Here is a 12,898-nt window from a genome sequence, read left to right as displayed (position 1 = left end):
GCACTCCGATTTTCGACCCGCTGCAAAAACTTGTTAAGCTCGGCATTCGGTCACCTCCGATTACCTTAATGCCCGGCATGTTCGAGTTCGAAGAGCTATTGCTAATTGCCTACAAGAAGGAGCGCGCGACGAGCCGGCGCTTGTCGAAGCTCACTTCGCTCTCCGCTCACGCCGCCTTGGCGCAGACGCTGGAGAAATCCGCCGGCACGCAGACGCTTGCGGAGCTCGTGAGCGCACGGCATCGGGAAAGGGCCGCGACAGAGCAGGCGCGACACGATCGTGAGCAGGAACGCGCAGCCGCGCGCGCGGCCAAAAAAGTGCGACCCGCTGTCCGTGATGCCCTCGCCTGGCACGCCTGGTTCGACGGTTCGGCGCATCCGAATCCTGGCAAGATCGGCATTGGCGGTGTGCTGGAGGGGCCAGACGGCGACGTTGTGAAAATCAGCGCGCGGGCCGGTCACGGCGACAGTTGCGAGGCGGAATATCTTGCACTGATCGCGGTGCTCGAAGCCGCGGTATCACGAAAGCCAACGCCGGCCAGGCTTATGATTCATGGCGACAGCCAGGTCGTCATTGAAGACGTGCTTCGCGACGAAGCCAGCAGCGCGCCCGCACTAAGTACCTACGCAGCGCAGGCGCGCGGTCTGATCGCGCAACTCGCCGATGTCCGCCTTCAGTGGATTCCCCGCGCCCGCAACGCCGCCGCCGACGCGCTTTCGCAGCACGCAGTTCGCAGCGATATTCATGCGGACACCCGTGCAGATACTCACGACAGATCGCGTACGTCCACCACGGGCGTGTCGCCGAACGTATCGCTCAACGCGTAGTCGAGGACTTTTCGCGCAGCGTCGGCCGGGGTCGAAAGCTGGCCGCTGCGTTTGAGTTCCTCGAATTTTTCTCGCAGCGGAAAGTGCTCCAGACCGGTGCCTCGGATCTCGGCTTGCATGTCGGTATCGACCACACCCGGTGCCACGCTGCACATTCTCAACGCCCGGTTGTTATCCAGCGCGACGGCGCGCGCGTGATGATCGAGCGCTGCCTTCGTCGCGCAATAGATGCTCCAGCCGGGATACGCATTGCGGGCCGCGCCGCTCGATATATGCACGATACGTCGATCAACAGCCGCCGGGCTTGCTGCAGCCACTGCCGCTGACAACATCAATGGCGCGGCAACATTCAGGCTCACCGATCGCCCGATCGCGTTCACGTCTTGCGCCTCAATTGCCCCCACCGGCTGCAACATGCCGGCATTGTTGATCAGCAGGACGGTATGCGCGCCATCGACAAACCGGGCGAGCGTTTCAGTCCCCAGCCATTCGCCGAGCGCGGCGGGATTCGCGAGATCGAGTTCGACCTCCTGCAAGAGGGGTGAAGCGGGCGTGTTGCTGCGCGTGCGCGATACCCCGAGCACCGCGATGCCGCGTGACAGCATGAGGCCGGCCAGCGCTGCACCGAGACCGCGTGTGTGACCGGTGAGAATCGCCTTGATAGTGTTCATGTCGATGCAACCTGAGGGTGGATTGAAGACACAAAGTTACCACGAGTTCTAAAAAGGCAACGGGCCGGTCATTTATCGACCCCATAGATCGTTATACGAAATGATTGAAGGTATACAAAAACACATTCAATATGAAGAGGAATTAACGGTAATCAACCAATAAAATCGAAAACGCCTCCAACGCTTCATCGAGATTTCATCCATCGTCTTAGTCTCAAAAAACTGAACGCTGTATATGCAAGCCTTTGCCACACATTTCTATAAAGTGTTGGGATAATCGCGACTTCCCATGTATCGGACTCCTGTATTAATGAATCAACCGCGTTTTTTCATATCGCCTGTCAGGCGTGTGTGTCGCGAACGGTTCAGAGGCGGGGGGCGCCGTCCAACTCTATTGAGATTTACCCATGACTCCACATCCGTCCGGCGCGTCTCAGACGCGCTCGTTCACGACTGTTTTCCTCATCGAGATGTGGGAACGTTTCGGTTATTACGGCATGGCTGCATTACTCGTGCTGTTCATGATCGACAAGCTCGGTTTCGCCGATTCCCACGCCAACCTCACATGGGGCGCGTTCACCGCGCTCGTGTTCTCGGCGCCGGCAATTGGCGGCTGGATTGGCGACAAGGTGCTGGGTGCGCGGCGCACGATGATCTTCGGCGCGTGCGTTTTGGCATCGGGTTATCTGATGCTTTCCATTCCGGTCGAGTCATTGGGGTACCTGTACGCGGCGCTGGGTGTGATCGTGGTCGGCAACGGCCTCTTCAAGGCGAACGCGGCGAATCTCGTGCGGCGCATTTACGAAGGCGATGACGCGCGCCTCGACAGCGCGTTTACCATTTACTACATGGCCGTCAATATCGGCTCGACCATTTCGATGCTCGCAACGCCGTGGATCAAGGATCACTGGGGTTGGCACACCGCCTTCGCCGTGTGTTTCGCGGGCATGGTGCTCGGCTTGATCAACTTCATGGTGATGCGGCGTACGGTCGGGCACATCGGCTCTGCTCCAGACGATGAACCCATGATGTGGGGCCGCTTTGCAGCGGTCGCGGTGGGTAGCGTGGCCTTGGGCCTCGCGACGGTATTCGTGCTGCAGAACGAACACGTGGCGGCGATCTGCGTATATGCGGCAGGTGTTGCCGTGCTCGTGATCTTCGGCTGGATGCTTTTGAAATGCGATCGAAGCGAACGCGCTGGTCTGCTCGCTGCGTTGATCCTCACGCTGCAGGTCATCCTGTTCTTTATCTTTTATCAGCAGATGTCCACCTCGCTGACCTTGTTCGCGCTGCGCAACGTGGACGCGTCGTTCACGCTCTTCAACGTGACCTTGTTCTCATGGAGCGCAGCGCAATTCCAGGCGTTGAATCCGCTCTGGATCATGCTGCTGAGTCCGTTCCTCGCGATCGCCTATACGCGGCTCGCGAACAGCGGTCACGACATCCCTATCGCCGCAAAGTACGCGCTCGGTTTCATGGTGGTCGCGCTGGGCTTTTTCGTGTTCGCGTTCAGCGGCCGTTATGCCGTCGATGGCCGTGTGTCGTCGTGGTTCATGGTTGGCGGCTACGGGCTCTATTCGCTTGGCGAACTGCTGGTGTCCGGGCTGGGCCTCGCGATGATCGCCCACTATGTGCCCGCACGCATGAGCGGCTTCATGATGGGAGCGTATTACGTCGCAACCGGGGTGTCGCAGTATCTGGGCAGCGTGGTCGCCAACTTCGCGCGCATGCCTTCCAATGACCTGAGTTCGCTGCAATCGCTGCCGCTTTATACGAAGCTTTTTTTCGGACTCGGCTGGCTCGCGGCGGGTGGGGCGGCGGTGGCAATCATTCTGCTGCCGCTGTTGAATCGCTTGTCGCGAGAACACCGTCGTTGTGTGGAAGCGGTACGCCGTGGAACTGATCCGTACCCTCGGCCGAAGCCGGCATCGCTGCAATAACTTCAACGCATTGGTATTCGATAGCAATATTCTTCGATTCGGTTTGACCTGACATACCCTTAGCGCTATAATCTTTTTCGCGGGGTGGAGCAGTCTGGCAGCTCGTCGGGCTCATAACCCGAAGGTCGTAGGTTCAAATCCTACCCCCGCAACCAGAGATTCAACGCATAAAGCCCGGTCTATCCGGGCTTTATGCGTTTACGGCCTGCTGCAGGTTGGAAAGCGCTTCGATGACGAGTAATGAAGTGATCGTCAAGCAAAAAAGCCCACACAATAGGAACTGTGCAGGCTTTTGAATTCTGGATGCGTGGGCAAGGTCGACGCAGTGATCGACGCAGTGATCGACCCAGTGATCGACCCAGTGATCGACCCCTTGAGACTGATTCACCGTTCAGCGGAAGTAGCGCAGGGAAGCACGGAGCGCGTTTTATATTTCCGCGCGATCTATTCATGCGGGCAAGCCGTCATGGTCGATTCAGCGAGTCCGCTTTCAACGGTGCTTGATGCGGCTGCAGCCTTAGCCTCGCTCGGTTCGCCTCTATGGGCGAAGTGCTTCACGAGGTTGATTCGCGCGGATCGAGCCACACATTGGCCGCCGGGCCTGGGCGCTTGGGCCGTGTCGAAGTCCGGCATTGATCCGGCATATACCCCGGGACCTATCGAACAAGTCCCCGGTTACTCGGCGCTTCGATCGAATTTGATCGACCTGCAAGCCGCCGTTCAGACGTGCAACAACATCAATAGAATTTCTTGGGCAGCTGTGCGCGACGGATCTGCTTGCGCAGGCGAGCAACAGCAGCAGCTTTCTTGCGCTTGCGCTCGGTGGTCGGCTTTTCATAAGCCATACGCGACTTCAGTTCCTGAATCAGGCCGGTACGTTCGACGGTGCGGCGGAAGCGGCGCATGGCGACGTCGAAAGGCTCGTTCTCTTTCAACAATACTTTAGTCATTGATATCTCAGTTGGTCTGGCCCTGCCAGAAAATCGGGCGAAACGCAATTGTACACTTTTCGGCGCATCGATTACGGGCGGCTGAACAATGGGACGCGCTTCGCCGCTCGGGAATGTCATCGTATGTCTTTGATAAAAGACAACAATCCCGGATTACCCGGGTTCCAGCTTTGGGCCGTCGGGGGTTTGCGCACACGCGCGCCGAACCCGATTCAAGCGCTCAGAAGCCCCGGCCGCGACGTGGTTTTGTATCGGCGAGATTTGGAGTGTCCAGAAAATCCACTTGATCGATAATCAGATCGGACGTGGGCAGCGCCACGCACGGCAGAATCCAGCCACTGGCTTTTTCGTCCGCACTCAGACCCGGCCAGTCGATCCGATAACGCACGCTGCCATTGACCACATGGCACAGGCACGCGCGGCACGTGCCGTTGCGGCACGAACTCGACAGGCGTAGCCCGGCGAGCGCGGCGGCCTCCAGGATCGTGGTGTCCCCGGTCGACGCAAAGCTTCGACCCGACGGCCGCAGCGTGATCGTGAAAGAGCGTGGATGGCCGGCGGTGCTCATGATGCTGGGGGCACTTTGGTAATGACCGCGCGACCGTGGGTCAGGTCGCGGACAACATCGGCGGCCTGGTCGCGCACGGCAAGCGGCATCTGGATCGACAGGCATACGGTCATGCCGTAGCCGGGTTCATCGAGCGCATGGCCCTCCTGTTCGACCCAGCGCCGCACGCGCGCTTCATCGGCGTAATCCACTTCCACTTGCAGCAGGCCGAGCGCCACGCGTTCTATGCGTTCGGCCAGTTGCATCGCGGTTGCAATGGCGTCCGTGTACGCGCGGACCAGGCCGCCCGCGCCGAGCTTGATACCGCCGTAGTAGCGCACGACGGCGGCCAGCACGCCATCCACTTCATGGTGGCGCAGCACTTCCAGTATTGGCCGGCCGGCTGTGCCGGAAGGCTCGCCATCGTCCGACATGCCGGATTCACCGCCCGCCAGCAGCGCCCAGCAGACATGCGTGGCGCCGGGATGCTGGACGCGCAGCGCATCGAGTTCGAGCATCGCGGCGGCGCGATCGGCGACAGGAATCGCCAGCGCGATAAAGCGGCTTTTGCGAATGTCGATTTCGGCACTAACGGCGGCGGCGAGAGTGTAAGTGGGCAACTAAAGCTCAGGGTGTAAGAGAGGCGGCCGGAAGGTCGCCATGCAATGGTAGGGTGAAAGCGGCACCGCGGCGAACTATCCGGCGATGAACCGGGTGCACCGACCGGCGTGGCTTATTTATGTCTGCGGAATCAAAGCCTTGTCTTCGCCGAGGGGCCGCTGCATAAGCACCGTATCGACCCATTGGCCGTGTTTGTAGCCCACCTTGCGCAACACGCCGACGTGCTCGAATCCAAGGCGCGCATGCAACGCGATCGACCCGGCGTTGCCGCTGTTGCCGATCACCGCGATGAGTTGGCGCCACGGCCCCGCGTCGCAACGTTCGATCAGCGCCGTCAGCAGGGCGAGACCGAGGCCACGCCCACCGAAGCCATCGGCGATATAAACCGAATCCTCAATCGTGTGCCTATATGCCGATCTGGGCCGATACGCCGTCGCATACGTGTAACCCACCACCGCGCCGTCCATTTCAGCCACGAGATAAGGCAGGCCCGCACCAATGATTGATGCGTGCCGGGCGCGCATTTCATCGGCAGCCGGTGGCGTTTCCTCGAAGGTCGCCAGGGCATGCAGCACGTAGTGGGCGTAAATGCGGGCGATTGTGTCGAAATCGGCGGCGTTCGCGTCGCGGATCGTGAGAGCGCTGGCTTCGTGCAATGCCATCGAGTGCCTCCGTGGTCTGGGTGTTGATCGTGGTAATCGTGTTGATCGGCCGGTGAGCGAGGTCATCATCCGGAGATCTTATTTTCTCACGACTGTAGGACTTATCCGCCAACTGCCAGACGTCTGCGCACTCGTGCCGCAAAAGCATCGAGCCGGCGTGCGCCAGCCCACCAAAGCAGGCATTTCGTGGGCCGCGAAGCATTGAAGCCCGGTGTACCACGCCGCTAAACTGGGCCGTTTGCCGGGACGATGCAAGGAAACAGGAATACGGCCGCAAGCCAAGCGGACACGACTTGCGGCATGAACACCCCGGACCACGACTAACAGCGATAACGGTGATGACGGCGCGAGCCACCCAGCCTTGACGAAAACGCGCATGACACACATGTCATCAGGTGCCCCATCAGAAACCATTATGCAGCGCGTATTCAGCGCAAAGGCGTCGCTACATGAAAAGCGCACGATGAACACGTTCAAACACAGCGGGCGCGTAGCGTTCCTGGCTGGCATCGTGCTGATAGCGGCGTTGCTGCCGGGAGTGTTGTGCGTCCTGTTTGCGCCCGGCGTGGATGAACGCGTCGCTGCCGCCCGGGAAGCCGCTGCGCTCGAGAATTACGTTGTGCGCCTGGTCGACACTGGCGCGATCCGCCTGATCGCCAAGCCGTCGGTGGTGACATCTTCCCGGGTGTTTGCCCCGTTCCCGGTGCCGGTATTCGCTGCAACGGCGATGCCGCCGAATCCCAATGCGTTCCGCCGCGGTTACGAGGTAGCAAGCCCCGCAAACGCGGCGAACACATCGGACGCGACTTTCACTGAACGCCTGCGCGCGCTGCCCTGGACCTGGCTGCTCGCAGGCGTCGCGGGCGGCCTGACGCTCTCCGCGTGGCTCGGCCTCTTCATGGTGCGCCGTCTCTCGCCGCTCGGGCAGCTGAGTGACGCCGTGCGCCGGCATCAGTTCATCGTGGCGTACCAGCCGATCGTCGATCTCGCGACGCGGCGGTGTATTGGCGCTGAAGCGCTGGTGCGCTGGAAGCACCAGAATCGCATCGTGCGCCCCGATCACTTCATTCCGCTCGCGGAACATCGCGGCCTGATCCAGGCCATCACGGACCAGGTATTCGATACGGTCCTGCTCGAACTCGGCGAGTTCCTGCAGCGCTACAAAGAGCTCTACGTGTCGATCAACCTGAGCGCGCCGGACCTGACTTCGCGGCGGTTCCTGGAGCGCCTGACGCCCGCGCTTGCGGCCGCGAACATCGCGCCGCGGCAGATCAGGATCGAGGCGACCGAGCGCTGTTTTCTCGACGCCGACGCCGCCAAGGAAGTGATCCAGGCGTTCCGCGATGCCGGGCATCCGGTGTATATCGACGACTTCGGGACGGGTTATTCCAGCCTCTCGCATCTGCAGAATTTTCAGGTGGACGCGCTGAAGATCGACAAGTCTTTCGTCGATACCGTCGGTCAGGACGCGGCGTCCAGCAGCGTGGCGTCGCACATTATCGACATGGCGCTGACGCTGCATGTCCAGGTGGTCGCCGAGGGGATCGAGCGCGAGGAGCAGGCGTCTTATCTGCGCACGCGCGGCGCCCAATTTGGCCAAGGCTGGCTTTTTTCCGCGCCGCTGACCGCGCCGGATTTTATTCGCTATGTAGGGCGTGGTCTGGCGACGGTGTAGGCTTGCCTCATTTTCCACTTCGGGGCAATGACCATGACCATCATCAGGATGACCGACGCGGCCGCGACCACGTTTCTCAAGGACGTGCGCCATCCGCTGCTGGCGCTGCACCGTAGCATCCTCGACGAATTGCGCACCCGCCACGAAGCCGAATTCGGCGCGGTGTCGCCCGGCGAATTCCTGCAGATCGTGATCAACGGCAGCGCTTACAAATGGCTTGGCCCGCTGTCCACGCTGATTGCTGCGCTTGACGACGTACTGGACGACACAGACGCCCTGCCCGATGGCCGTATCGACATGGCGCACGCGGTCACCGCCATGTTCGGCGCGAAGGACCGCAACGCCGCTTTCGATGCCCAATACCTGCCGATGCTGCAAACCAGCCCCGAGATCGCGATGGCCAATGGCCGCGTGGCGCAGCAAGTACGCGCCGTGACGCCAGCGCCCGCCGCGAAGGACTGACCCATGACCACCGGCTCAGGCGAGGGCGTTTGTCCCTATGCCTGTCCGCCGGCGGCTTTCGGTAGAATCCGCAGCCATGATCGACATAGGGCGGGGTATCAGACCATGAGACCCGTCAGACCCATCTTCCGGGGAGAATGCGTTGGACTCATTCGCACAAAATGCTGCATCGGCCGTCGCGCAAAACACCGCGGTCAAACTCGTCGCCCGCGATATCCACAAGCGTTTCGGCGAAAACGAGGTGCTCAAGGGCGTGTCGCTCGCAGCCAACGCGGGCGATGTAATCAGCATCATCGGTTCGAGCGGCTCGGGCAAAAGTACTTTTCTGCGCTGCATCAACTTCCTCGAACGGCCGAACGCGGGCGAGATCATCGTCGACGGCGAGCCGGTGCGCACGAAACCCGACCGTATGGGCAATCTCGAAGTCGCGGACCACAAGCAGTTGCAGCGCGTGCGCACGAAGCTCGCGATGGTGTTCCAGCATTTCAACTTGTGGGCGCATATGACGTCGATTGAAAACGTCATGGAAGCGCCCATGCACGTGCTGGGGTTATCGAAGAAGGAAGCGAGCGAACGGGCGCGCGAGTGCCTGGAAAAGGTCGGGCTGGCGCCCAAGGTCGAGAAGCAATATCCGTCGCATTTGTCGGGCGGGCAGCAGCAGCGGGTGGCTATTGCCCGGGCGCTTGCCATGCATCCCGACGTGATGCTCTTCGATGAACCCACATCGGCGCTCGATCCCGAACTGGTGGGCGAAGTGCTGAAAGTGATGCAGAAACTGGCTGAAGAAGGCCGCACGATGATCGTCGTGACGCATGAGATGGGCTTTGCGCGCAATGTATCGAATCATGTGATGTTTCTGCATCAGGGCCGCACGGAAGAAGAGGGTGCGCCGGCTGAAGTGCTGAGCACGCCGAGGAGCGAACGGCTGAAGCAATTCCTGTCGGGCAGTCTCAAGTAGCGCTGAACGCGTTGGCGCGGCGGCGGGATTTGGCGGGGCGATCGGCACGATCGCTCCGCGTTCAATGCGGTGCGGCCGGCCGCGCGACTATGTCTTTCGGCTGACTTACAAGCGTCAATCCCCTCGAATACCATGAAACCTTGTCGCGTTCCCGCAAGACGCGACGCCCGCGCGCGCCTACCATCTGGAAACGATGTGTAAGCTGAATACCGAACAAGCAAAGGAGCGGTTCATGACGGATCTCAATGTAACGCGCGGTACGTTCGACGAAGTGATGGTGCCTCTTTTCTCTCCGGCGAATTTCGTGCCGGATCGCGGACTTGGTTCGCGTATATGGGACACGGAAGGCCGGGACTATATCGATTTCGCTGGAGGTATTGCGGTGACGGCGCTGGGTCACGCGCATCCCGAACTGCTGAAAGTGCTCCACGATCAAGGCCAGAAGCTCTGGCATATCGGCAACGGCTACACGAACGAGCCGGTTCTGCGTCTTGCGACTCGCCTGACCAATCTCACCTTCGCCGACCGTGCATTCTTCGCCAACTCCGGCGCGGAAGCGAACGAAGCCGCGCTGAAACTCGCGCGCCGTTACGCTATCGACAACACCGGTCCGCAGAAAGTTGAAATCATCTCGTTCACGCAGTCGTTCCACGGCCGGACGCTGTTCACCGTCAGCGTGGGCGGCCAGCCGAAATACGCTGAAGGCTTCGGCCCGACGCCGCAGGGCATCACGCATCTTCCCTATAACGACCTGGCTGCTGCACGTGCAGCCATCGGTCCGCAAACCTGCGCGGTGATCGTCGAGCCGGTGCAGGGCGAAGGCGGCGTGCTGCCCGCCGATCCCGCGTTCCTCCAGGGTCTTCGCGAAGCCTGCGACCAGCACGGTGCACTGCTGATTTTTGATGAGGTACAAACGGGCGTGGGCCGTACCGGCTCGTTCTACGCGTACATGGGCTATGGCGTGACGCCGGACATACTGACGACCGCGAAGGCGCTCGGCAACGGTTTCCCGATCGGCGCAATGCTGACCACGGACAAGATCGCCGCGCATTTCAAGGTCGGCGTGCACGGTACGACGTACGGCGGCAATCCGCTGGGCGCGGCTATCGCGGACAAGGTGGTCGAATTGATCAGCGACCCTGCCGTGCTCGAAGGCGTGCAGCAACGCAGCGTTGCGATCAAGGCGCATCTGAAGCGCATCGATGAGCGTTTCTCCGTGTTCAAGGAAATTCGCGGCAAGGGTCTCTTGATCGGCGCCGAACTCGCCGATGCCTACAAGGACCGCGCGAAGGACGTGCTCAACGCTGCTGCGAAACACGGCGTGATCATGCTGATCGCCGGGCCGAACGTGCTGCGTTTCGCGCCGTCGCTGATCATGCCTATGGCCGATCTCGACGAAGGGTTCGCGCGCATCGAAAAGGCCATCGCCGACGTGGCGCATTGAACGTGCGGGCTTCGGTCTATTCTCTCAACCAACGGAACCGCCGATGTTAATCGTCCGCCCCGCAAGACTCGCCGATCTCGACGCGCTCGAACGGATGGCGCACGCCGCACATCCGGTGCTGCATTCGTTGCCGCGCGATCGTCGTGTACTGGAAACGCGCGTCGCGCTTTCCGAAGATTCGTTTCGCGCGGAAGTCGAGTTTCCGGGCGAGGAGTTTTATCTCTTCGTGCTCGAAGAGACCACGACCGGCGCGTTGCTCGGTACGTCGAGCATCGTGGCATCGGCGGGATATTCGGAACCGTTCTATGCGTTCCGCAATGACGCGCTGATCCACGCGTCGCGCGAGCTCAAGGTGAACCGCAAGATCCACGCGCTCACCATGTCGCATGAACTCACGGGCAAGAGCCGCCTGACGGGTTTCTATGTTGACCCATCAGTGCGCGAAGCCACGCACGATGCCGCCGCGCATCTGCTCTCGCGCGCACGGATGATGTACGTGGCCGCGAACCGCAAGCGTTTCTCCGACGACGTTTTCTCGCTGATGCTCGGCGTGACAGATGAAGCCGGTGTATCGCCGTTCTGGGAGGCGGTCGGGCGCAAGTTCTTTGGCCGCGATTTTGAGCAGGTCGAACTGGAATCGGGCGGCCGCAGCCGTACGTTTATCGCGGAAGTGATGCCGAGTTATCCACTCTACGTGCCGCTGTTGCCGCCCGAAGCGCAAAGAGTGTTGGGGGAGCCGGACGACGGCGCATTGCTCGCGTATGACATCCACCTTGAAGAAGGATTCGAGCCGGACCGTTTCGTCGATATCTTCGATGCCGGCCCGGTTTTGACCGTAGCGGTGGAACGCAGCGCGTCCGTGCTGGCGAACGAAGTTCGCGCCGTGCGGACTGCACAAGATGATGCGGACACGTCGGGCACGCCGTACCTGATTGCAGCCGGCGGCGCGCACGCGTTTCGTTGCGCTTTAGTCAATCTGCCGTCCTCGCGCGCGACCGGTGCGCCGCTGTCTGCGGAACTGTGCAAGGTTTTAAGCGTGAAAGATTCCGATACGGTGCGCTGTGTGCCGCTTCATCAGGCTTCGGGAGAATTGCAATGATCGTTGTCCGCTGCGTGCAGCCTGGAGATGTCGACGCGCTCGTCGCGCTCGCGCACGAGACCGGACCGGGACTCACCACGTTCAAGCCGGATCGCGACGCGCTGACCGCGCGCGTTGAACGTGCACGACGGACGCTCGCCGATGAAGCTGAAGCCTTCGAAGCAGGTTACCTGTTCGCAATGGAAGACACCGCTACCGGCGATATTGCGGGCGTCTGCGGTATTGAGACGGAGGTCGGGCTGGAGCAGCCGTTTTATAACTATCGTGTGTCGACGGTCGTGCATGCCAGCCGCGATCTGGGTGTGTGGACCAAGATGTCGCTGCTCAACATCTCGCACGATCTCACCGGTTACGCCGAAGTCTGCTCGTTGTTCCTGAGTCCGCGATATCGCACGGCAGGCGTGGGTGGTCTGCTATCGCGTTCGCGCTTCATGTTTATTGCGCAATTCCGCGAGCGCTTCCCGGAGCGTCTGTGCGCTGAACTGCGCGGTCACTTCGATGAAAGCGGCGCGTCGCCGTTCTGGCAGGCGGTTGGATCGCATTTCTACCAGATCGATTTCAACGCCGCCGACTATCTCAGCTCGCACGGCAAGAAGTCGTTCCTCGCCGAGTTGATGCCCCGGTATCCGGTCTATCTCGCGATGCTGCCGGAAGACGCGCAAGCGGCGGTCGGGTTGACGCACCGCGACACCATGCCCGCGCGCAAGATGCTCGAAACGGAAGGGCTGCGCTATGAAAATCACGTCGATATCTTCGATGCCGGCCCGGTCCTCGAATGCCACGTAGCCGATTTGCGCACGGTGCGCGAGAGCGTGCTGGTGACGGTGCGCATTGGTGAGCGTGCAGAGAACGGCGAGGCCCGCAGCCTGGTATCGAATACGTCGCTGGACGACTTCCGCTGCGGCGCGACGTTCGGTGTGCCCGAAGACGGCACCTTTTTGCTGACGCCGGAAGAAGCCGCCGCGCTGCGCGTGCAAGCCGGCGATACGGTGCGTGTACTGGCATCGCAACCGCGCCCGAAGAACGTAAGCTAAGGATAAGG

General features: G+C 61.0%; 13 protein-coding genes and 1 tRNA gene. 9 read left to right on the top strand and 5 right to left on the bottom strand.

From position 1 onward, the window contains the following. Positions 1-68: 68 nt before the first annotated feature. Positions 69-827 (top strand): ribonuclease HI family protein, encoded by a 759-nt coding sequence (locus ACSQ36_RS12085; RefSeq protein ID WP_436182071.1) that lies wholly within the window; start codon positions 69-71, stop codon positions 825-827. On the opposite strand, the gene ACSQ36_RS12080 is transcribed toward ACSQ36_RS12085, so the two are convergent. Then, positions 767-1,498 carry an SDR family oxidoreductase gene (locus tag ACSQ36_RS12080; RefSeq protein ID WP_436182070.1) on the bottom strand — a complete coding sequence of 244 codons (732 nt, stop codon included), beginning with the start codon at positions 1,496-1,498 and terminating at the stop codon, positions 767-769. The two genes, ACSQ36_RS12085 and ACSQ36_RS12080, sit on opposite strands and share 61 nt — an antisense overlap. A gap of 407 nt (positions 1,499-1,905) precedes the next feature. Between ACSQ36_RS12080 and ACSQ36_RS12075 the strand changes: the two genes are divergently transcribed. After that, the gene (locus ACSQ36_RS12075) at positions 1,906-3,438 is read left to right on the top strand and encodes a peptide MFS transporter (protein WP_436182069.1); all 1,533 of its coding nucleotides are present in this window, start codon (positions 1,906-1,908) and stop codon (positions 3,436-3,438) included. A 78-nt stretch (positions 3,439-3,516) separates the two neighbouring features. Then, positions 3,517-3,593 (top strand) — tRNA-Met (locus ACSQ36_RS12070). Positions 3,594-4,175: 582 nt separating this feature from the next. Here ACSQ36_RS12070 and rpsU read toward each other — a convergent pair. From rpsU to ACSQ36_RS12050, 4 genes are all read right to left on the bottom strand, one after another. Further along, entirely contained in the window at positions 4,176-4,388 is a 213-nt protein-coding gene (gene rpsU, locus ACSQ36_RS12065) for a 30S ribosomal protein S21 (RefSeq protein ID WP_006999077.1), read from the bottom strand. Between the two features lie 220 nt (positions 4,389-4,608). Next, a complete protein-coding gene (locus tag ACSQ36_RS12060; protein ID WP_436182068.1) occupies positions 4,609-4,956 on the bottom strand; it encodes a 2Fe-2S iron-sulfur cluster-binding protein in 348 nt (115 codons plus the stop codon). Next, complete coding sequence (locus ACSQ36_RS12055; RefSeq protein ID WP_436182067.1) at positions 4,953-5,555, bottom strand: IMPACT family protein; 603 nt, start codon at positions 5,553-5,555, stop codon at positions 4,953-4,955. The genes ACSQ36_RS12060 and ACSQ36_RS12055 overlap by 4 nt, the downstream gene beginning before the upstream one ends. A gap of 117 nt (positions 5,556-5,672) precedes the next feature. After that, positions 5,673-6,218: a GNAT family N-acetyltransferase gene (locus tag ACSQ36_RS12050; RefSeq protein WP_213761724.1), complete on the bottom strand. Its 546-nt coding sequence runs from the start codon at positions 6,216-6,218 to the stop codon at positions 5,673-5,675. A gap of 463 nt (positions 6,219-6,681) precedes the next feature. Here ACSQ36_RS12050 and ACSQ36_RS12045 point away from each other — a divergent pair, with 463 nt between their 5' ends. The 6 genes from ACSQ36_RS12045 to astA all read left to right on the top strand — a co-directional run bounded on the left by ACSQ36_RS12045 (position 6,682) and on the right by astA (position 12,890). Next, complete coding sequence (locus ACSQ36_RS12045; protein WP_436182066.1) at positions 6,682-7,893, top strand: EAL domain-containing protein; 1,212 nt, start codon at positions 6,682-6,684, stop codon at positions 7,891-7,893. Positions 7,894-7,926: 33 nt separating this feature from the next. Beyond that, on the top strand, positions 7,927-8,355 hold the full coding sequence (locus ACSQ36_RS12040; protein ID WP_436182065.1) for a hypothetical protein: 429 nt from the start codon (positions 7,927-7,929) through the stop codon (positions 8,353-8,355). A gap of 142 nt (positions 8,356-8,497) precedes the next feature. Continuing rightward, positions 8,498-9,313, top strand: a complete 816-nt coding sequence (locus tag ACSQ36_RS12035; RefSeq protein ID WP_255631104.1) for an ABC transporter ATP-binding protein — start codon at positions 8,498-8,500, stop codon at positions 9,311-9,313. Positions 9,314-9,545: 232 nt separating this feature from the next. Then, entirely contained in the window at positions 9,546-10,757 is a 1,212-nt protein-coding gene (locus ACSQ36_RS12030) for an aspartate aminotransferase family protein (RefSeq protein ID WP_436182064.1), read from the top strand. A 43-nt stretch (positions 10,758-10,800) separates the two neighbouring features. Beyond that, positions 10,801-11,856 carry an arginine/ornithine succinyltransferase subunit alpha gene (aruF, locus tag ACSQ36_RS12025; protein WP_436182063.1) on the top strand — a complete coding sequence of 352 codons (1,056 nt, stop codon included), beginning with the start codon at positions 10,801-10,803 and terminating at the stop codon, positions 11,854-11,856. Next, positions 11,853-12,890 (top strand): arginine N-succinyltransferase, encoded by a 1,038-nt coding sequence (gene astA / locus ACSQ36_RS12020; RefSeq protein WP_436182062.1) that lies wholly within the window; start codon positions 11,853-11,855, stop codon positions 12,888-12,890. Before aruF ends, astA begins: the two co-directional genes overlap by 4 nt. Positions 12,891-12,898: the final 8 nt, after the last annotated feature.

It is taken from the genome of Caballeronia sp. LjRoot34 (genome assembly GCF_964253815.1).
GTDB lineage: Bacteria > Pseudomonadota > Gammaproteobacteria > Burkholderiales > Burkholderiaceae > Caballeronia.
The sequence above is the reverse complement of the archived record's forward strand: the minus strand, read 5'-3'. Positions and strand labels throughout refer to the sequence as shown.